Here is a 19,776-nt window from a genome sequence, read left to right as displayed (position 1 = left end):
TTTCTAAGATATTCTTAATAGATTTCTTTATATTCTGCTAAATTGATAGCCTTTAAGTAATGCGTAAATGATATCCAATGTAGGTGTTGCTAAGTGATGATAGCGTGCACGTTCGTATATATATCCTTGAATAAATTCATATTCAGTTGGCGATTGATTCAGCATATCATAATACATCGAAGTCCCCATATGGTCAGGGTAACCAGCATAAATACTTAATATTTGGTCTATCGTCTTATCATTAAAGTGTTGTGATTCAGCATTTGCTACCATTACGCCTTCTTTCAATAGCTGTATGATTAATTGTTGTATTTCAGGCACTTTTTGAATTTGTGCTGTATTTTTTGTGAGTGCTGTCATTGAATTAATACCAAGATTTACAAGCAATTTAAACCAGATCTGAGATAAATAATCATCTGCTAATATAATGTTCAGTTGCGTATCCTTAAATGCATTTTGAATCGTTTGAGTGTGGGGATTAATAGGCAGGACGAGTTTGTTATCTCTGAAATAAATCACTTTATCTTGCATTTTTTGACCACTAATATATACTGCTGCATGATAGACGATAGAATGTTGAAAGCGTTCATTTTGTGAATAACCATTTTGACAAATGATAATCTTCGTATCTTCATGGATCATCGATTCGATGTTTGGCATTATTCGATCAATCATAAAAGCTTTAGTTGTAATAAAAATAATGTCATATTGCTTATTTACTTTAGTTAGTGTTTTAGTCGTAAATCCAGTAGGTAAGATTACGCCATCCTTTTCAATGTTGATGTCTCTAATTTCTGTTGCAAAAATATCAATTTGAAAATGACTGTCTTTTATGAGGTGCAAAATGATGCTTCCGACGGCACCTGCGCCGATGATTGCGATATCTTTCAAATCTTTCACCTCTAGTTACATGTTAATTATATATAATTTAATATTAAACTATACACTTTAATAAATACACTCTATAATGTATTTACTATGTAAAAAGGGTGATTATTTTGAGAACTACACAAGATTTATTTAAGATGAAACAAACTGGTGAGAAGATTACTATGTTAACTGCATATGATTATCCAAGTGCGAAACAAGTTGAAAAAGCTGGGATTGATACGATATTAGTAGGTGACAGTTTAGGTATGACTGTCCTTGGATATGAAACGACGGTACAAGTGACGTTAGAAGATATGATACACCATGGTCGTGCAGTTCGTCGGGGTGCTCCGAATACATTCGTAGTCGTAGATATGCCAATCGGTAGTGTCGGTATCAGTATGGAACAGGATTTGAATAATGCATTAATGTTATATCAAACAACGAATGCGAATGCAATAAAAGCAGAAGGTGCACACTTAACGGATTTCGTTGCACGTTGTAAACAAATAGGGATTCCAGTTGTCGCCCATTTAGGATTAACGCCACAATCTGTTGGTGTCATGGGGTATAGTGTACAAGCGAAGACGAAAGATGCTGCTACCCAACTCATTGAAGATTGTAAAGCGATGGAAGCGGCTGGCGCAATTATGATCGTATTAGAAGTGATTCCGAGTGACTTAGCTGAAACGATCAGCCAGTCAGTGAACATTCCGATTATCGGTATCGGAGCGGGTAGCGGTACAGATGGTCAAGTGCTTGTATATCATGATATTTTACAATATGAGCAAGATCACCGTGCTAAGTTTGTAAAAGTTTATGGTGACTTTTCTACAGGTGTCGAAGCCATACGACAATTTAATGAAGAAGTAAAATCGGGTGTATTCCCAAGTGAGGACTACACATATAAAGTAAAGATTATGGATGAATTAAAATAACCAATTTTAATATATAAAGGTGAGGTTAACATTGACTATAAAAGTTACGACGATACAAGAAATGCAGGCAATTGTAAAATCATTGAAAAAAGAATTAAAATCAATTGGACTTGTGCCAACGATGGGAGCATTACATGAAGGTCATATGACATTGATGAAGCGAGCACAAAGTGAGAACGATGTCGTTATCGCTAGTGTGTTTGTGAATCCATTACAATTTGGACCGAATGAAGATTATGATGATTATCCAAGACAAATTGATCAAGACCAGGCCTTTTTAGCTGACAACGGTATTGATTATGTATTTGCGCCTTCGCCAGAAGAAATGTATTCAAACCCTTTGCAAATACAACTGACAGTAGGTGCAATGGCACAAGTATTAGAAGGGGCGAAGCGACCAGGACATTTTGATGGTGTTGTAACGGTTGTCAATAAACTCTTTAATATCGTTCAACCTGATAAAGCATATTTCGGAAAAAAAGATGCACAACAACTTGCGATTATCGAACAAATGGTTATAGAGATGAATCACCCTATAGAAATTGTAGGCATAGATATCGTTCGTGAAGCTGATGGATTAGCGAAAAGTTCAAGAAATATTTATTTAACTGAAAATGAGCGCCGAGAAGCAGTCGCCTTATCACAAAGTTTACAAGTTGCCAAGACTTTATTTGATAAAGGTGAGCGTAATGTTGAAGTGATTGAAAATGCGATTAAAACCTTTTTAACACAGCATACAGCAGGTATAATTGATGAAGTAGCCATTTATAGTTACCCTCAGTTAAAGCAAGTTGAAGTGATTAAATCACAAGTATTTATCTCACTTGCCGTAAAGTATAGTAACGCAAGATTGATTGATAATATAATTTTAAAGGATGAACAATAAATGATTAGAACAATGATGAATGGCAAGATTCACCGTGCACGAGTTACTGAAGCAAATTTAAATTATGTAGGCAGTATTACAATTGATCAGGATATACTGGACGCGGTTGATATTTTACCGAACGAAAAAGTGCAAATTGTGAATAATAATAATGGTGCTCGTCTTGAAACATATGTGATTTCAGGGGAAAGAGGTAGTGGCGTTGTTTGTTTAAATGGCGCTGCAGCGCGTTTAGTGCAAGTGGATGATATTGTGATCATAATCTCTTATGCACAATTGAATGATGAAGAAATTAAACATCATGTGCCTAAAGTTGCAGTGATGGATGAAAACAATCAAATTAAACAATTATTACATGAGACAGCAAATACAATCGTCTTATAAAAGTACACAAATAGAAGAGGGTGAGACAGAATGCTTTGCCCTCATACGATTAACAGCTTAAACGGCGGAATAGAAGTAGCCACTACGACAACAACCGAACGAAAACGATAAATCAAAGCGCGATTTATGCGTTTCGTTCGGTTGTTTTGCGAGCATAATACTTCTGTCCCAGCCTCTTCATTTATTTTGAGGTATGTGTCCAGTCATGACTACCGCGATGAAGTTTCGTATGCGCAAAAATGTGATCAGCTGCATAATCTTCATTTGTATAAACTGTAATATCATAAAATACCATACCATCTTCAAATGGTTCATTTGTATACGTATCTTTTAAATGATCAAACAGTCGATGCATTGCATGGCTATCAAGACTTGGATATTCTCGTAATATTTTTTTGATGATTTGACCGTTTTTTTCATAAACGCCTTGAACAACGATAACAAATTTTTCACCTGTTTTTAATACATCATCAAATAAATTTGTTTGACCTGCTGTCATTGACCTCACTCCTTATTAACTTCATTATACAAAGAAACCCCTTACAAAGTACAGCAGTTTTGTAAGGGGTTTGTCGTTATAAACGATGTTCTGATAAATCCATTTCGTCTGATGCTATGAATTTCGTTTGCTTAATGAATTTATAAGCAATATAAACGATCATCGCTACGAATAATGGAATAAATGTTTCAATTACTTTCGGCCAGTTGCCAACTTGAATATCAGAGAAACATTGACCCACCATTAAAAATGCAATTGTACATAATACGATGATCGGCCCAACTGGATAAAGTGGTGCTTTAAATGGAAGTAATGCATTAATATCTTTATTTTGTACTTTAATTGCTTTACGCAAACGCATATGACTAATAATACTAATACTCCAGACAAGTAATACAAGTGTACCAATCATATTTAATAATTTACCGTAGCCACCTATATTAATATTAGCATAAATTAAAGTCATAATAATAAATACAGTTGTAACGACTAATGCATTAAATGGCATATTTTTTTTACTTAACTTACCAAGGAAACGCGGCGCTTTACCATCTTGACTCAGTGAGAAAAGTAAGCGGCTCGTTGCATATAAGCCTGAATTACCAGCGCTCAGGACAGCAGTTAAGATGATGGCATTCATTACAGATGCTGCAAATAATATACCGACTTTTTCAAAGATAATCGTGAATGGACTCATTGCAATATCACTATGTTGATTCAGTAATCTTGGATCAGTATACGGTATGATACAAGCAATAATAAATATTGACCCAATGTAAAAGAGTAATATACGCCAAAAGACTTGTTTAATTGCTTTAGGCATCGATTCTTCTGGATTTTCTGATTCGCCCGCTGTAACGGCTACCACTTCTGTTCCACCGAACGAAAATCCTGCAACAACAAGGACTCCTAATAGTCCTAGTAGGCCATTATGAAAAGGTGCATCGCCAATTGTGAAATTTTTAAATCCGATAGGCTCGCCTCCGATGATACCAAAGATTAATAATAATCCCATAATTAAAAAGATAATAATCGTAATGACTTTAATAATACTAAACCAGAATTCAGCTTCACCAAATAATTTTACAGAAAAAGCATTCAGTGCAAATAATAACCCTAAAAAGATAAGACACCAAATAAACGGATGTATGTTTGAAAATATATGCCAGTAACTTAATACTTGTGCTGCAGTGAGAATGTCAACGCTCGTTACTAAACTCCATATTATCCAGTATAACCATCCGACAGTAAACCCTGCTGCTGGATCGATAAAACGACTTGCGTATGCATTAAATGCTCCAGATACAGGATAAAACGTTGCAAGTTCTCCAAGTGCTGTCATTAGAAAATAAATCATGACACCTATTATGGCATATGCAATCAGTGCACCACCTGGCCCAGCCTGTGAAATCACTGCGCCACTAGCCATGAATAATCCTGTTCCAATTGATCCACCAATTGCAATCATTGAAATATGGCGTGTTTTCAAATCTCTGTCCATTTGTTTCGTTTCCATAACAACACCTAACTTTCTTAATAAAATAATGATTAAAAATGGTACTTTAGAGAATATGTTTACTATTGTATGATGTTTCAAAAGATTTATCAAGTAAAAGTTTTAACGCGTCTATGCTTTTTAGCGTTAAAGTGAAATAGAGATTATTTTTGAATAGTGTAAATCATTTGATTTTTCATGCATTTCTCATTTATATTTACTATAAATAAGAAATCATTTTCTTATAATTTTGAGGGGGAATTAAGCATGACAGAAAATAATAATCAATTAAGAGGTTTATTTGGCGCGCCAGTAGGTGATCGAGAAAATTCAATGACAGCTGGTCCTCGTGGTCCTTTAGTGATGCAGGATATTTATTTTTTAGAACAAATGGCACATTTTGATAGAGAAGTAATTCCTGAGCGACGCATGCATGCTAAAGGGAGTGGTGCTTATGGTACATTTACAGTAACACATGATATTACACAATATACAAATGCTAAAATATTTAGTGAAATTGGGAAACAAACACAAATGTTTGCTCGTTTCTCTACTGTTGCAGGTGAGCGTGGCGCTGCAGAAGCAGAACGTGATATTCGTGGTTTTGCCTTAAAATTCTACACAGAAGAAGGCAACTGGGATTTAGTAGGGAATAATACACCTGTATTCTTCTTCCGTGACCCAAAGTTATTTGCTAGTTTAAACCATGTCGTGAAACGTGACCCAAAAACGAATATGCATAACCCAGAAAATAACTGGGACTTCTGGACGTCTTTACCTGAAGCATTACACCAAGTAACGATATTGATGAGTGACCGTGGTATTCCGAAAGGATTTAGACATATGCATGGTTTCGGTTCTCATACTTACAGCATGTACAATGATGCAGGTGAACGTGTATGGGTTAAATTCCATTTTAGAACAGAGCAAGGGATTGAGAATTTAACAAGTGATGAAGCTGCTCAAATTATTTCGAAAGATAGAGAATCAAGTCAACGTGATTTATTTAATGCAATTGAAGCAGGTGATTTTCCAAAATGGAAAATGTATATTCAAGTCATGACAGAAGAACAAGCAAGAAATCATAAAGATAATCCGTTTGATTTAACGAAAGTATGGTATAAATCAGAATATCCATTGATTCCAGTTGGAGAATTTGAATTAAATAAAAATCCAGAAAACTATTTTGCTGAAGTAGAACAAGCAGCTTTTGCACCAACAAATATTATCCCTGGTATTGATTTCTCACCAGATAAAATGTTACAAGGCCGTTTATTCTCATATGGTGATGCACAACGATATCGCTTAGGTGTGAATCATCATCAAATTCCAGTAAATTCACCGAAAGCTGTAACAGGGGGCTGTCCATTTTCAAGAGATGGTGCGATGCGTGTTGATGGCAATTTAGGTAGTCATACGAATTACTATCCTAACCAATATCAGCATCATCAAGATAATGCGCAATTTAAAAAGCCTGCTTTAGCTGTTGATAGTGCGGTATATGAGTGGAATTTCCGAGAAGACGATTGTAATTATTTTGAACAGCCAGGTCGATTATTTAACATTCTTTCTCCGGAAGAACAGAAGCGCTTATTTGAAAATACAGCGAATGAAATGAAAGATGTTTCAACACCAATTAAGCATCGTCATATTAGACATTGTTATAAAGCGGATCCTTTATATGGACAAGGTGTTGCAGCAGCAATGCATATCGATATTAATGAAGTAGATTTAACAGTGGAATAAAGATAAAGGAAGGGACAGAAGTGTTCCGCCGTTTATGTTATTAATATTAAGAGGATGAAGACAAATGTCTCATCCTCTTGATTTATTTTTTTAATCTATTCTTTTCTTTTCTTTTCTTTATATCGCTTCAGCTATTCTTTCAGAAGCTTTACGTCCTCCAATAATATTACGACTGATTGGACCAAGTTCTAATTCAGCTAATGGGCCAGCTACAAATATACCTGGAATCCATTCTAAGTTTTTAGTTACGATTGGGAAACCACATTCAGCAATAGGTGCATTGAAACTTCGAATAATGTTTTGAATCAATACATCGTTATTTAAACTAGGTTCGCAGCCTGTTGCGAGTATTATTTTTTGATAGGCAAGACTTGTACCATCTGAGAAATAGATACTTGTATCGTTGACTTTATCAATGGTCTGTGTAATTATTTCCACTTTATTTTGACGTTTGAGATTAAGTATTGATTGTTTCAAATGTAACGGAACAGAACCTCTATGACGGGCTGTTTTTATCATCATTCTACGTTCACTGTAGTCAGTTACTTTTTCAAATTGACTCATATTTTTGGGTCCGAGCCATCCAGGATCTGCATCTAATTCATGACAACGAATATCATGTCGCATAATTAATGTTATTTTTTTGTTTGATGATAATTTTCGTGCTAAATGGAAAGCAGTAATACCACCTCCTACTATCACGTCTGTTTGATTATCAATTGCTTCATTTTGTTTAAATACATGGTCGTATTTATCTTGTGCAACAGATTTCATATAGTCAGGAACAGCATGTAAGTGATTCATACCTGTTGCTAGAATGACACGATCACACTGATATGTCGTTTTTTCAGTGATTAAAGTCAATGTATTATTGTTACGCTTCAAGTTGATTACTTTATCCTGTTCGAAACAGTGATCTAATGCATATCGTTTTATTTGATCATTAATATGGTTGTTAAACATTTCAAGTTGAGGTTTTTGATAATAGCCACTGAAGCCTTGAGCATAGTCTTCTTCTTTTGCATATTGTTTCAAATGCATCGGATTCGGATGAACGTGATGCACAAGTGGTGAACGTAAATAATCCATTCCGATTTTATTAGTGATGGTTTTCCATCTTGAAATAAAAGGATAAGGGTCGATGATTAATAAATCGTGTATGGTTAGTTTTCGTTCTTCTAATAGTTTTAATGCGATTGTAATACCTTGTATACCACCGCCGATGATAATGGTTCTCATTTTATCCTCCTTATAAAAATAGGCATCCGAAAGGGGATGCCTGTTGTCGTATAAATATATATAAACGCAAAAATTTTGCACGTTTAACGATAATTATTTTGTTTCACGGTGTAAAGTGTATTTTTTTAATCTTGGGCAGTATTTCATTAATTCAATACGCTCAGGATTATTTCTTTTATTTTTCTTTGTAATATAGTTACGATCTCCACATTCTGTACAAGCTAAAGTTACATTTACTCTCATTTTTTTCGTCTCCTTTAATTTTTAAATTATTTGATTAAATTCAATTATAAAACAACATCTGCTTCAACAGATTCAGCGACAGTGAATTGTGGAAGAGGGTCGTTAAATGTTGTCCAGTCTTGCGACAATTCTTCATCTGTTAAAAGACAAGCATCAAGTTCTTGAATAATTTGTGCTTTGTTCATTTCAATACCAATGAATACAAGTTCAGTCTGGCGGTCACCAAATTCACTATGCCATCTTGCTTTTAGTGTTGGATCTTCCTGCATTTTCGCTTCAATATCTGCTTCGCTATACGTAGCAATCCATTCGCCCGCACCTTGAATTTGCATAGAATTCCCAGCTTGAGATAATAAGCCACACATATTATTGCGTGTTGCTAACCAAAAGAAACCTTTCGAACGAATGATATCTAAAGAGAAATGCTCTAAGAAATGCATGAAGCGTTCTGGATGAAATGGACGTTGTCGTTTATAAACAAAAGATGCAATGCCATACTCTTCAGTTTCTGGCGTATGTTCCTCGTTAAGTTCTTTAATCCAGCCAGCTGCTTGACTTGCTTTATCGAAATCGAATAAACGCGTGTTTAAAATGTTGTCTAACGCAATAATAGAATGCTCTGTTCGGTAAATATTAGCCTCTGGATTTAATTGATGTAATAATGCTTCTAATTCTTTTAAATCTTCATCATGCACTAAATCACATTTATTTAATAGAATGACATTTGCAAATTCAATTTGATCAATTAATAAGTCAATGACTTCACGCGTATCCGTTTCATCATTGGCCATCTTACGATCGATTAATGAATCGCCAGAAGCATAATCATCCCAGAAACGATTGGCATCAACAACGGTTACCATTGTATCTAGAATTGTTGTTTCAGCTAAATTAATATTGAGTACTTCATCGTTTAATGTTAATGTTTGTGCAACTGGTACCGGTTCTGAAATACCTGTTGATTCAATGACTATGTAGTCAAGTTCACTATTTTTCACTAATTTATCGATTTCGATTAATAAATCTTCTCTTAATGTACAACAAATGCAACCATTTTGAAGCTGAATCATTTTTTCATCCGTACGTGACATGTGTACTAAATCTGCATCAACATTCACTTCACTCATATCATTGACGATTACACCAATTTTCTTATTTTCGTTATTCGTTAATATATGATTCAGTAATGTTGTTTTACCACTTCCTAAGAATCCACTTAATACTGTAATAGGGACTTTCAAGTTGTTGCCTCCAATTCGTAATCTTTACGATTTACAATAATACGCGCTTATTTTTATTTTGTAAAGCATTTTTTATTAAATTAACAGAATTTCTTTTTTTTCTTCTATAGATTTGTTGTGAATGAATTTGTATTGTCTTATAAAACTATAGAATATTTTGAAAGTGGAAATGAGTATTGCAATTCTTATATAATAAGTATAGAATGTTAAAGCGTAATGATTACGAAATAGGAGATGACAAATATGAAGAAGATTTTTTCATTATTACTCATCGCTACATTAATATTAATGGCAGCGTGCGGTAATACAGCAAGTAAGCAAAATAATAGTGGTAAGCTGGAAATTTATACGACAGTATTCCCGTTCAAAAGTATGATTGAACAAATTGGCGGGGAACATGTAAATGTTTCAAGTATTTATCCAAACGGTATTGATATTCATTCATTCGAACCGACACAAAAAGATACTATGAAAGTTGCAAAAAGTGACTTATTCTTTTATTCAAGTGCTGAACTAGACCAAGTTGCAGGCAAAATTGCAAAATCAGTCAACAAAAAAGAAAAAACGGTTGAGTTAGCTAAAGGTATCGATGAACATGATTTATTAGCTGGCGAAGCGCATGAACATGAACACGGTGAAGAAGGGCATGACCATCACGACCATGGTGCACATGATCCACATGTATGGTTAGATCCTGTATTTAATAAAGCTTTTGCAAAAGTGATTAAAGACGAATTAATTAAGAAAGACAAAAAGAACGAAAAAGATTATACTAAAAATTACGAAAAACTTGTGAAAGAAATTGATGCAATGGATAAAGAATTAGCTTCAATTGCACAAAATAAAAAACATGACACAGTTTTCATTTCTCACGATTCTCTTGGTTATTTAGCGAAGCGATATGGTTTTAAACAAGAAGGTGTATCTGGTATGAATAATGAAGAACCTTCTCAAAGTGATATCATTACAATGATTAATGATATTAATAAAGCGAAAGCATCAGTAATCTTATATGAACAAAACATCCCGACAAAAACAGTTGATATTATTAAAGATAAAACGAAAGCTGAAGCAGCACCGTTTCATAATATGGCAGTCTTAACGGATAAAGATAAGAAAGATGTCACCTATCAGGATTTAATGAAAGAAAACATTAAATCATTAAATAAAGCATTAAATGATAATTAATACAATTGAGTTCGGATATTCCGAGCTCAATTTTTATTTTACTTCAAATTTATGATATGCTATATTATGAATCGTAACAATTACGATTTAGGAGTTGTATAGTATGAAAAGAATACCAGTCACAGTATTAAGTGGATACTTAGGTGCCGGGAAAACGACGTTATTAAATCATATATTAAATGAAACAAAAGATATGAAAATAGCAGTTATCGTTAATGATATGAGCGAAGTGAATATCGATGCAGATTTAATTGCAAATGGCAGTGCATTATCTCGTACAGATGAAAAGTTAGTCGAATTATCTAATGGCTGTATCTGCTGTACGTTGAGAGAAGATTTACTTATTGAAGTGAAAAAACTAGCATCAAAAGGTGACATTGATTATATCATTATTGAGTCAACAGGTATATCAGAACCTGTACCAGTTGCACAGACGTTTTCATATGTTGATGAAACATTGAATATCGATTTATCTGAGTTTTGTCGTTTAGACACGATGGTAACAGTTGTTGATGCGAATCGCTTTATGAAAGATTTTCAGTCAGGAGATTCATTATTAGATCGAAAAGAAGCAGTAGGTAATGAAGATGAACGTAATATTGCAGATTTACTCATTGATCAAATAGAATTTTGTGATGTATTAATATTAAATAAAGTTGATTTAATATCAACATCTGAAAAGGAGAAATTAATCAAAGTACTTAGAACATTGCAACCAACAGCGAAGTTTCTCGAAACAAGTCACGCGGGTGTTGACCCGACAGCAATACTTAATACGCACTTATTTGATTTTGAAACAGCTGCTGATTCAGCCGGGTGGATAAAAGAACTGACTGAAGGGGGGCATCATACACATACGCCAGAAACTGAAGAATATGGCATTAGTTCATTCGTTTATCATAGAACGTTACCATTTCATCCGAGACGTTTCTATGACTGGACGCAATCGATTGATCCATCTGTTGTACGTGCAAAGGGCATTACGTGGCTGGCAAATTATAATACTGTCGCATGTTTATTCTCACAAGCTGGACCATCTGTAGATATCTCACCAATTACTTACTGGGTTGCAGCAATGCCCTCACATGAACGAGATAGCATATTGAGCGAACGCCCTGAAGTATTAAATGAATGGGATTTAGAATACGGCGATCGCCATACAAAGATAGTCATTATCGGTACGGATTTAAATCCACAGCAATTAACAGCACAGTTGGATGATTGTTTACTTAAAACGAATGAAATCAATGAAGACTGGCAAACCTTTCAAGATCCATATGGCTGGCAAATTAAAAAAATATAATTCAAAGGAGAACTTATGGCTAAAAAATCTAAAATAGCAAAAGAAGCAAAACGCCAAGCATTAGTAGCGCAATACAGAGAAAAAAGAGAGGCATTAAAAGCAGCAGGAGATTATCAAGCACTACAAAAGCTACCTAGAGATTCTGCACCGATACGATTAACCAATCGATGTGAAGTAACAGGAAGACCGAGAAGTGTTTATCGTAAATTTAAACTATCGAGAATTGCATTTAGAGAACTTGCGCATAAAGGCCAAATTCCTGGCGTAAAAAAATCGAGTTGGTAAATATAATTTTGATTATATTACATTCGTATTCATGTCATTGTATAGGCAATGGACACGACTTTGTTATGAACGAATAAACACAACGAGCATTGCATTTTTGTCGTTTATTCGTTTTTTTCTTTATTTTATGCTTTACTTTTTATCAAATTAAAGGTAAAGTGTCATTTGGACGAATAATAAGTGAGAAATAAGGATTATTATTCGTGAATAATAAATTATATGAATAGAGGTTTTTAACAATGCAAGATGTATTTGATTATGAAGATATTCAACTCGTTCCTAATAAGTGTATCGTAAAAAGTCGTTCAGAATGTGATACTTCAGTTCAGTTTGGTCCTTTAAAGTTTAGAATTCCTGTTGTCCCTGCTAATATGCAAACAGTAATGAATGAAGCATTAGCAGAAAAGTTTGCGCGTAATCAATATTTTTATATAATGCACCGTTTCGATGAAGCTGCGCGTATTCCGTTCATTAAAAAAATGCAGTCTCAAGGATTATTCGCATCAATCTCTGTAGGTGTTAAACCTGGAGAATATGAATTTGTTGAAACGTTAGCGAAAGAAAATTTAATACCTGAATATATTACAATCGATATTGCACATGGTCATTCAGATCAAGTTATTGATATGATTCACCACATCAAAAAACACATTCCAGATACGTTCTTAATCGCAGGAAATGTCGGAACACCTGAAGCTGTGCGTGAACTAGAAAATGCAGGCGCAGATGCAACTAAAGTTGGTATCGGACCAGGGCGTGTTTGTATTACAAAAATTAAAACAGGATTCGGAACAGGTGGATGGCAATTAGCAGCCCTTCGTTTATGTTCAAAAGCAGCACGTAAACCTTTAATTGCTGATGGTGGTATTCGTACACATGGTGATATTGCGAAGTCAATTCGTTTCGGTGCATCAATGGTAATGATCGGATCTTTATTAGCAGCACATGATGAATCACCAGGTGAAACGATTGAAAAAGATGGTAAGCTTTATAAAGAGTATTTTGGTAGTGCATCTGAATACCAAAAAGGTGAACGTAAAAACGTAGAAGGTAAGAAGCTTTTCGTTGAACATAAAGGTTCTTTAAAAGAGAAATTAATTGAAATGGAACAAGATTTACAATCTTCTATTTCATATGCGGGTGGTAAAGATTTAAAAGCATTAACGACTGTAGATTATGTGATTGTTAAAAATTCAATTTTTAATGGTGATAAAGATTATTAAGCATCATTAACAGTTGATGCATAAATTTGTTATAATTAAGAACATACACAATGTGTATGTTCTTAATTTTTTGAGGTGAGCGATGAAACAAATAACATTTACATTTATTGTGCTTGTATTATTAATATTATTTGTATTAATCTTTCCTTTAAATGTACTTCAGTTACCCGATCAAATCATCTTAATGGTCAAAAATTGTTTGCGCCATTGCTGTTTGGAATCGATTGTATTTATATAAAACTTTCAAATAATTAAAAAAATAAACATTTTGTAATATTATGTTTTTAAGGAGTTCATGCAATGAAAGAGAAAATATCAGCATCATTACTAATTACGACAGAAGATAAAATATTAGTACAGGATTTTGGTAATAAACAAATGAAGTTACCGAGTGTTGTGAAAGCAGGACAAACGACAATAAAAGATACAGCAGAACAATTTGCTAAAAAACTGAACCACGATATTAAAGTGGGTGGGATATTGTTCGTTGTGGAAGAACAAAAATTATTCAATACATGGTTTGGGAAGAAACTAGCAAATGATACTGCATTTGTTTTTAATGCAAAAAATAATAAAGAGTTTAAAGTCCGTGCACCATATGCATGGTTAGATTTTGATTATTTAAATCAATTGGATATAGCAGAAGAACTTAAACATTTAATAGTGTCTAATCAAGTGATTAAATCAAGTGTACCATTAATTAACTTACATAAATCGAAATGAGGTTAGCATATGAAGTCATACTGGATTAACTTGCCTGTTGCAGATGTAAAAGCATCTACAACATTTTTCAGAAATATTGGATTTGAAATCAATGAAGAACGTTCTAATGATGAAACACTGGCTGGCATAATGGTTGGCAAACAAGTGATTTGTCTGTTTCGTAAAGATGTATTGGAATCATTTATTGGAAAAGAAAGTAGAAGTAGTACGGATTATCCTGAAACAATTATATCATTTGACATGGAAAGTAGAGCAGCTGTCGATGCGTTTGCAGAACGTATACGAATAAACGGTGGGACGGTATTAAGTGAACCAGGTGAAAAGAATGGCTATTACGGTTTGACATTTACTGATTTAGATAATCATCTATTTAATGTCATCGTTATGTAGCTTAAAGGAAGGATAAACAATGTATCGATTAATTGTAGTTGTGTTAAGTATTATGAGCTTAATTTTATTAATTGTAACGCCTTTTATTCATGGGCGAGGACAAATTAATTTATATGTACAAATGTTGCTTTATGTGACAACTTTACTCGGTTTATATATGAGTGCATTATTTGGAAATATCCAGAGACGTAAAAGATATGTAAGTTTTTTTATGATACTTTTAATCAGTATTATATTAATGCATATGTTTAAATTCTGGATTGCATAACTTATGAAAAAAATCATTGATAATAAAAATGTGGTAACCATCCAATGAGATGCTTACCACATTTTTTTATTGTTAATGTGCTAACATTTCATCTTTTATCTCATGACCTGATAAATCACTTGGATAATAAGTTGGCCAGTGGTCCAGCTCTTTTAATAGTTCAGCACGATCATTCCCCATATAAATATGGAAATGTAATGCTTTTTCAGGGGCAATGATATGATCGCTAAATTGGATATATGCAGGTGCAGCTGTATCACCATTAACTTTTTTGAATATAAAGCGAACGCCGCGATTACCAGCTTTATAGTTAAGGATTTCTTTGCCGTCATATGCGTATTCACCCGTTACATTCTCTTTCCCTTTATAGAAAGCAATCTTTTTCTCACCGATATTAATGCGAGTGATGTCAGTCTTGTAACCTGTCGTATAATAAGCTTTATATTCTTTTACAGATTTAGAATGATCTGTTTCAGCTTTATGTTTAAACACTTCATCTAATGTGCCATCTTGTAAATACGGATATACCGATTGCCAATCACCTTCCCAGTCAGTTAATTGACGATCCTTTACTTGTTCATCTTTAAAGTTTCCTTTATAAATTTGTTGCTGTTCTTTCGATTGTGCATGATGATGATGTTCATGTTTATGATCATGAGTATGTTCTTTTGAATCGTGTTTTTCCTGTTTTGTTTCAGTTTTTGTTTCATTCGATGCTTCATGCTGATCTTTTGTACTATCATTTGCATTACATCCGGCAAATAATAAACTCATTGAAAGTAAGCCAATACTTGTTAATAAAGTTTTTTTCATTTTAACACTCCTTAATCGTAATCGTTACGTATTATATTAAAGGAGTTGCTCTTATATGTAAATAGGAATAATTACTATTTAATTGATGTTGTGATAGTGAACTCAATTGATGGTATGATAAATATAATGCTATTGAAAGTAGGTTACGATTATTATGAGTAATTATCATTTAAAAATACTCGTGTTATTTATTTATGTATTCATATTATTTATATGTCGATATGGATTAATGATAATAGACGATAAAATTACGATATTATTGTTAGTTGCTGGGTTTGTTAGTGCGATGCTAATCAATAAAAGGGGAAAATGACGTTTTATTTTTACGATTAATTTGTAATTTTAGTCTTTGTAGTGTATTATAGACAAGGATATTTAACAAACCTTAGAATAATCAAAATTGCTAGAGTAACAATATGTTTAGGAAATGTATGTTCGGGTAATATATTTCTGTAAGTTTGTTATAATGTAACATTGATTATAAGGGGATAGTAAGATGGAAACAAAAACGAAAGAACATAAAGACATATTAGAACAAGTTAAAGAAATCATTGGAAGAAAATAATTAAGTATTTTCTTTAGACGATGATACTATTTTTATATTACTAAATAGACGAATTTAATTTAAAAAAAGCGAATGATTTTATTGTCATTCGCTTTTTTTATATAAATATTAAAATTCACGGAAAAGACCAACAACTTTTCCAAGTACGGTCACTGAATCTAAATAAATTGGCTCCATCGTACTATTTTCAGGCTGTAAACGATATCGGTTATTTTCTTTATAGAAACGTTTTACTGTTGCTTCATCTTCATCGGTCATCGCCACGATAATATCTCCGTTTTCTGCTATAGACTGTCTTCTGACAATCACTTTATCCTTATCATATATACCAGCTTCAATCATACTTTCTCCGACAACATCTAAAATAAAGATATCGCTATTATGACTGCTCGTAAAATGTGCAGGTAACGGAAAGTATTCTTCTACATTTTCGATTGCAGTGATAGGCACACCAGCTGTAACTTTACCGATCACCGGGACATGGATGGTTTCAGAATAATCTATTGGAGACTCTTCCTGAACGATTTCAATCGCACGTGGTTTTGTCGGATCTCGTTTGATATATCCTTTTTCTTCAAGTCTGGATAAATGCCCATGTACTGTTGAAGAGGATGCGAGTCCAACCGCTTCACCAATTTCACGTACACTCGGTGGATAACCTTTTGTTGAAACAACATGTTTTAAATATTCATATATTTCTTCTTGCCTTTTTGTGAGTTCTCTCATTATTAAACACTCCTTATATTGGTGTTATTCATATTATAGCATATACGTTCGTATGTAACAAACATTTGTTCGTGTTTTGATTGACATAGAACAAACGTTCTGTTAAAGTATAAATACAAACAAATGTTCTAGGAGGAATTTGCAATGACAATTACAGTTTCTAAAGAATTTATGATGTATTTATTATTATTTATTGTTATCACAGTCTTCGGTCTTTTATATATGTTACAATCTGAATATATTTATGAACATTCTTCAACCCAAGTTTCAGAACAATCATACGAACAAGCTTCTGTTCGTACGAATTCAGAACGAGTTGTTCATGATCCAGTACAGAATGGTGAAGTCCTGGGTGTCGTAAATTAATATTGTCATATATTTTTAATAAAAAGCGAGTGCGACCAGTTGGTTTCATTCGCTTTTTTTGGTATCTTAAGAAGGAAAGGACTGAGTGTATGCTAGAACAAGAAAAGATGGACAGAATTAATCAGTTAGCTCAAAAAAAGAAAACAGTCGGATTAACTGAAGAAGAGGGTCGTGAACAAACGATGTTACGTAAAGAATATCTTCAAACGTTCCGCAATAGTTTTCAAAAAACAATTGAAAATTCAAAAGTGATTGATCCTGAAGGAAATGATGTGACACCAGAAAAAGTAAAAGTGATTCAACGTATGAATCAGTTAAGAGATTAATCAATACGCGAATAATACAAAATATACATTTTAAAGGAGAAAACAATGTTTACAAAAGAAGATCAATTAGCAATCGACACGATTAGAGCATTAAGTATTGACCAAATTGAAGCTGCAAATTCAGGCCATCCAGGTTTACCGATGGGAGCAGCGCCATTTGCTTATACGTTATGGACACGTCACTTAAATTTTAATCCAAATTCAAGTAATTTCTTTAACAGAGACCGCTTTATTCTTTCAGCTGGTCATGGTTCAGCATTACTTTATTCTTTATTACATGTATCAGGTGGTTTAGCATTAGAAGAGTTAAAAAACTTTAGACAATGGGACTCAAAAACGCCTGGTCACCCTGAGTATCGTCATACTGAAGGTGTTGAAATTACAACTGGGCCTTTAGGACAAGGGTTTGCAATGAGTGTTGGTTTTGCAATGGCAGAAAAACATTTAGCAGCAACTTATAATAAAGATGTTGATATTGTTGATCATTATACGTATGCGCTTGTTTCAGACGGTGATTTAATGGAAGGTATTTCGCATGAAGCAGCAAGTTTAGCAGGGCACTTAAAATTAAATAAGTTAATTGCTTTATACGATTCAAATGATATATCATTAGATGGTAAGTTAAATAAAGCATTTTCTGAAGATATTAAAGGGCGATTTGAAGCTTATGGCTGGGAACATATACTCGTTACTGATGGTAATGATTGTGAGGCAATCGATCAAGCGATTGTTCAGGCGAAACAATCAGATAAACCAACGATTATTGAAATTAAGACGATCATTGGATTCGGTTCGCCAAACCGTCAAGGAACTAATGGCGTTCACGGTGCACCATTAGGTAATGAAGAACGTATTTTAGCATTTGAAACATACGGATTAGATGCAAATCTTACATTTGATGTACCACAATCAGTTTATGATATCTTTAATGAAACGATGATTAAACGTGCAAATGATGCAGAAACTGCATGGCATGCTAAATTAGCAGAATTCAAGGAAAAGAATCCTGAGCTCGCAGCACAATTTGAATTAGCAATTAAAGGTGATTTACCTGATGGTTATGATGCTGAATTACCGAAATATGAAGTAGGGACTTCTGCTGCAACACGTAGTACATCAGGTGATATGATTCAGGCCATCGCTAAAACAGTACCGTCATTTTTTGGTGGATCAGCTGACTTAGCATCTTCTAATAAATCAAATGTAAAAGATACAGCAGATTTCTCTGCTGAAGCGCCAGAAGGAAAGAATATTTGGTTTGGTGTTAGAGAATTTGCGATGGGAGCAGCTTTAAATGGTATGGCGGCACATGGTGGATTAAAAGTATACGGTGCGACATTCTTCGTATTTAGCGATTACTTAAAACCAGCAGTGCGTTTATCAGCATTAATGGGATTACCTGTAACATATGTATTTACTCATGATTCGATTGCTGTTGGTGAAGATGGTCCAACACATGAACCGATTGAACAATTAGCAGGCTTACGTGCAATTCCTAATTTAAATGTTATTCGACCAGCTGACGGAAACGAATCACGTGTTGCTTGGAAAGTGGCATTAGAATCTAAAGATGTACCAACAGCATTAGTATTAACGCGTCAAAACTTAAACGTTACAAATGTTTCAGAAGCAGTCGTAGAAGCGGGTGTACGAAAAGGTGCGTATGTTGTATATAAATCAGCAACACCTGAAATCTTATTAATTGCAGCTGGATCTGAAGTAGGATTAGCGGTTGAAGCAGCGAAAGTACTGGAAGCACAAGGTAAAGGTGTACAAGTCGTTTCAGTCCCAAATACGAGAGTTTTTGACTTACAAGATTCAAACTATAAAGAAGAGGTTATGCCAAGCCATTTAACGAAACGTGTTGCAATTGAAATGGGCGCAACAGCTGCATGGTACAAATATGTCGGTTTACAAGGTAAGGTAATTGGTATCGATCAATTTGGAGCGAGTGCACCTGGCGAATTAGTGATGGAGAAATATGGCTTCACGGTTGATAATGTAGTGAAAGAAGTATTAAGTTTATAAGTAATATTATTCAAATCGTTTATGAATTTTA

At 33.9% G+C, this 19,776-nt stretch carries 22 protein-coding genes; 14 read left to right on the top strand and 8 right to left on the bottom strand.

The features are described from left to right. Positions 1-27: 27 nt before the first annotated feature. Entirely contained in the window at positions 28-891 is an 864-nt protein-coding gene (locus OCL94_RS01745; protein WP_262993943.1) for an oxidoreductase, read from the bottom strand. Positions 892-998: 107 nt separating this feature from the next. Between OCL94_RS01745 and panB the strand changes: the two genes are divergently transcribed. The 3 genes from panB to panD are packed head-to-tail and all read left to right on the top strand — an operon-like array spanning position 999 to position 3,078. Continuing rightward, positions 999-1,808, top strand: coding sequence for a 3-methyl-2-oxobutanoate hydroxymethyltransferase (panB, locus tag OCL94_RS01740; RefSeq protein WP_262993941.1), 810 nt, complete (start codon positions 999-1,001; stop codon positions 1,806-1,808). Between the two features lie 31 nt (positions 1,809-1,839). Next, a complete protein-coding gene (gene panC, locus OCL94_RS01735) occupies positions 1,840-2,694 on the top strand; it encodes a pantoate--beta-alanine ligase (RefSeq protein ID WP_262993939.1) in 855 nt (284 codons plus the stop codon). Beyond that, positions 2,695-3,078, top strand: a complete 384-nt coding sequence (gene panD / locus OCL94_RS01730; protein ID WP_262993937.1) for an aspartate 1-decarboxylase — start codon at positions 2,695-2,697, stop codon at positions 3,076-3,078. Positions 3,079-3,259: 181 nt separating this feature from the next. On the opposite strand, the gene OCL94_RS01725 is transcribed toward panD, so the two are convergent. Together OCL94_RS01725 and OCL94_RS01720 are read right to left on the bottom strand one after the other, a co-directional pair. Then, complete coding sequence (locus OCL94_RS01725; RefSeq protein ID WP_262993935.1) at positions 3,260-3,577, bottom strand: hypothetical protein; 318 nt, start codon at positions 3,575-3,577, stop codon at positions 3,260-3,262. Positions 3,578-3,653: 76 nt separating this feature from the next. Next, positions 3,654-5,093 (bottom strand): amino acid permease, encoded by a 1,440-nt coding sequence (locus OCL94_RS01720; RefSeq protein WP_262994353.1) that lies wholly within the window; start codon positions 5,091-5,093, stop codon positions 3,654-3,656. A 246-nt stretch (positions 5,094-5,339) separates the two neighbouring features. On the opposite strand from OCL94_RS01720, the gene OCL94_RS01715 reads away from it, so the two are divergent. Continuing rightward, the gene (locus OCL94_RS01715) at positions 5,340-6,818 is read left to right on the top strand and encodes a catalase (RefSeq protein ID WP_262993933.1); all 1,479 of its coding nucleotides are present in this window, start codon (positions 5,340-5,342) and stop codon (positions 6,816-6,818) included. Between the two features lie 117 nt (positions 6,819-6,935). On the opposite strand, the gene OCL94_RS01710 is transcribed toward OCL94_RS01715, so the two are convergent. From OCL94_RS01710 to OCL94_RS01700, 3 genes are all read right to left on the bottom strand, one after another. Continuing rightward, on the bottom strand, positions 6,936-8,057 hold the full coding sequence (locus OCL94_RS01710; protein ID WP_262993931.1) for an NAD(P)-binding domain-containing protein: 1,122 nt from the start codon (positions 8,055-8,057) through the stop codon (positions 6,936-6,938). A 93-nt stretch (positions 8,058-8,150) separates the two neighbouring features. Then, positions 8,151-8,300, bottom strand: a complete 150-nt coding sequence (rpmG, locus tag OCL94_RS01705; protein ID WP_133430216.1) for a 50S ribosomal protein L33 — start codon at positions 8,298-8,300, stop codon at positions 8,151-8,153. A gap of 44 nt (positions 8,301-8,344) precedes the next feature. Next, positions 8,345-9,541 (bottom strand): GTP-binding protein, encoded by a 1,197-nt coding sequence (locus OCL94_RS01700; protein WP_262993923.1) that lies wholly within the window; start codon positions 9,539-9,541, stop codon positions 8,345-8,347. Between the two features lie 243 nt (positions 9,542-9,784). Here OCL94_RS01700 and OCL94_RS01695 point away from each other — a divergent pair, with 243 nt between their 5' ends. From OCL94_RS01695 to OCL94_RS01665, 7 genes are all read left to right on the top strand, one after another. Next, entirely contained in the window at positions 9,785-10,729 is a 945-nt protein-coding gene (locus OCL94_RS01695) for a metal ABC transporter solute-binding protein, Zn/Mn family (RefSeq protein WP_262993921.1), read from the top strand. A gap of 103 nt (positions 10,730-10,832) precedes the next feature. Further along, the gene (locus OCL94_RS01690; RefSeq protein ID WP_262993919.1) at positions 10,833-12,032 is read left to right on the top strand and encodes a GTP-binding protein; all 1,200 of its coding nucleotides are present in this window, start codon (positions 10,833-10,835) and stop codon (positions 12,030-12,032) included. A gap of 15 nt (positions 12,033-12,047) precedes the next feature. Further along, the gene (gene rpsN, locus OCL94_RS01685; protein ID WP_262993917.1) at positions 12,048-12,317 is read left to right on the top strand and encodes a 30S ribosomal protein S14; all 270 of its coding nucleotides are present in this window, start codon (positions 12,048-12,050) and stop codon (positions 12,315-12,317) included. A 239-nt stretch (positions 12,318-12,556) separates the two neighbouring features. Further along, positions 12,557-13,540, top strand: coding sequence for a GMP reductase (gene guaC, locus OCL94_RS01680; RefSeq protein ID WP_262993915.1), 984 nt, complete (start codon positions 12,557-12,559; stop codon positions 13,538-13,540). A gap of 300 nt (positions 13,541-13,840) precedes the next feature. Further along, positions 13,841-14,263 carry a hypothetical protein gene (locus OCL94_RS01675; protein ID WP_262993913.1) on the top strand — a complete coding sequence of 141 codons (423 nt, stop codon included), beginning with the start codon at positions 13,841-13,843 and terminating at the stop codon, positions 14,261-14,263. A 9-nt stretch (positions 14,264-14,272) separates the two neighbouring features. Next, entirely contained in the window at positions 14,273-14,653 is a 381-nt protein-coding gene (locus OCL94_RS01670) for a VOC family protein (RefSeq protein WP_262993912.1), read from the top strand. 19 nt (positions 14,654-14,672) lie between these two features. Beyond that, the gene (locus tag OCL94_RS01665; protein WP_262993910.1) at positions 14,673-14,921 is read left to right on the top strand and encodes a hypothetical protein; all 249 of its coding nucleotides are present in this window, start codon (positions 14,673-14,675) and stop codon (positions 14,919-14,921) included. Between the two features lie 72 nt (positions 14,922-14,993). Here the strand turns inward: OCL94_RS01665 and OCL94_RS01660 are convergent, their stop codons facing one another. After that, positions 14,994-15,734, bottom strand: a complete 741-nt coding sequence (locus tag OCL94_RS01660) for a metal-binding protein ZinT (protein WP_262993908.1) — start codon at positions 15,732-15,734, stop codon at positions 14,994-14,996. 673 nt (positions 15,735-16,407) lie between these two features. Then, complete coding sequence (lexA, locus tag OCL94_RS01655; protein WP_262993906.1) at positions 16,408-17,025, bottom strand: transcriptional repressor LexA; 618 nt, start codon at positions 17,023-17,025, stop codon at positions 16,408-16,410. A gap of 144 nt (positions 17,026-17,169) precedes the next feature. Between lexA and OCL94_RS01650 the strand changes: the two genes are divergently transcribed. From OCL94_RS01650 to tkt, 3 genes are all read left to right on the top strand, one after another. After that, positions 17,170-17,391 carry a hypothetical protein gene (locus OCL94_RS01650; RefSeq protein ID WP_262993904.1) on the top strand — a complete coding sequence of 74 codons (222 nt, stop codon included), beginning with the start codon at positions 17,170-17,172 and terminating at the stop codon, positions 17,389-17,391. An 89-nt stretch (positions 17,392-17,480) separates the two neighbouring features. Then, positions 17,481-17,717, top strand: a complete 237-nt coding sequence (locus tag OCL94_RS01645) for a DUF896 domain-containing protein (protein ID WP_262993902.1) — start codon at positions 17,481-17,483, stop codon at positions 17,715-17,717. Between the two features lie 45 nt (positions 17,718-17,762). Further along, positions 17,763-19,745: a transketolase gene (gene tkt, locus OCL94_RS01640; protein WP_262993900.1), complete on the top strand. Its 1,983-nt coding sequence runs from the start codon at positions 17,763-17,765 to the stop codon at positions 19,743-19,745. The last annotated feature ends 31 nt before the right edge of the window (positions 19,746-19,776 follow it).

The sequence above is a fragment of the Macrococcus capreoli genome (assembly GCF_025628935.1).
GTDB lineage: Bacteria > Bacillota > Bacilli > Staphylococcales > Staphylococcaceae > Macrococcoides > Macrococcoides capreoli.
Note: the sequence above shows the minus strand (reverse complement) of the source record. Positions and strands in the feature narration are given on the sequence as shown.

What these genes read in the sequence shown, in the direction of transcription:
- guaC (WP_262993915.1), top strand. Translation starts at nt 12,557, where the DNA reads ATGCAAGATGTATTTGATTATGAAGATATTCAACTCGTTCCTAATAAG.
- OCL94_RS01720 (WP_262994353.1), bottom strand. Translation starts at nt 5,093, where the DNA reads ATGGAAACGAAACAAATGGACAGAGATTTGAAAACACGCCATATTTCA.
- lexA (WP_262993906.1), bottom strand. Translation starts at nt 17,025, where the DNA reads ATGAGAGAACTCACAAAAAGGCAAGAAGAAATATATGAATATTTAAAA.
- OCL94_RS01710 (WP_262993931.1), bottom strand. Translation starts at nt 8,057, where the DNA reads ATGAGAACCATTATCATCGGCGGTGGTATACAAGGTATTACAATCGCA.
- OCL94_RS01715 (WP_262993933.1), top strand. Translation starts at nt 5,340, where the DNA reads ATGACAGAAAATAATAATCAATTAAGAGGTTTATTTGGCGCGCCAGTA.
- rpsN (WP_262993917.1), top strand. Translation starts at nt 12,048, where the DNA reads ATGGCTAAAAAATCTAAAATAGCAAAAGAAGCAAAACGCCAAGCATTA.
- OCL94_RS01695 (WP_262993921.1), top strand. Translation starts at nt 9,785, where the DNA reads ATGAAGAAGATTTTTTCATTATTACTCATCGCTACATTAATATTAATG.
- tkt (WP_262993900.1), top strand. Translation starts at nt 17,763, where the DNA reads ATGTTTACAAAAGAAGATCAATTAGCAATCGACACGATTAGAGCATTA.
- OCL94_RS01670 (WP_262993912.1), top strand. Translation starts at nt 14,273, where the DNA reads ATGAAGTCATACTGGATTAACTTGCCTGTTGCAGATGTAAAAGCATCT.
- OCL94_RS01690 (WP_262993919.1), top strand. Translation starts at nt 10,833, where the DNA reads ATGAAAAGAATACCAGTCACAGTATTAAGTGGATACTTAGGTGCCGGG.
- OCL94_RS01660 (WP_262993908.1), bottom strand. Translation starts at nt 15,734, where the DNA reads ATGAAAAAAACTTTATTAACAAGTATTGGCTTACTTTCAATGAGTTTA.
- OCL94_RS01725 (WP_262993935.1), bottom strand. Translation starts at nt 3,577, where the DNA reads ATGACAGCAGGTCAAACAAATTTATTTGATGATGTATTAAAAACAGGT.
- OCL94_RS01650 (WP_262993904.1), top strand. Translation starts at nt 17,170, where the DNA reads ATGACAATTACAGTTTCTAAAGAATTTATGATGTATTTATTATTATTT.
- rpmG (WP_133430216.1), bottom strand. Translation starts at nt 8,300, where the DNA reads ATGAGAGTAAATGTAACTTTAGCTTGTACAGAATGTGGAGATCGTAAC.
- OCL94_RS01665 (WP_262993910.1), top strand. Translation starts at nt 14,673, where the DNA reads ATGTATCGATTAATTGTAGTTGTGTTAAGTATTATGAGCTTAATTTTA.
- panD (WP_262993937.1), top strand. Translation starts at nt 2,695, where the DNA reads ATGATTAGAACAATGATGAATGGCAAGATTCACCGTGCACGAGTTACT.
- OCL94_RS01675 (WP_262993913.1), top strand. Translation starts at nt 13,841, where the DNA reads ATGAAAGAGAAAATATCAGCATCATTACTAATTACGACAGAAGATAAA.
- OCL94_RS01645 (WP_262993902.1), top strand. Translation starts at nt 17,481, where the DNA reads ATGCTAGAACAAGAAAAGATGGACAGAATTAATCAGTTAGCTCAAAAA.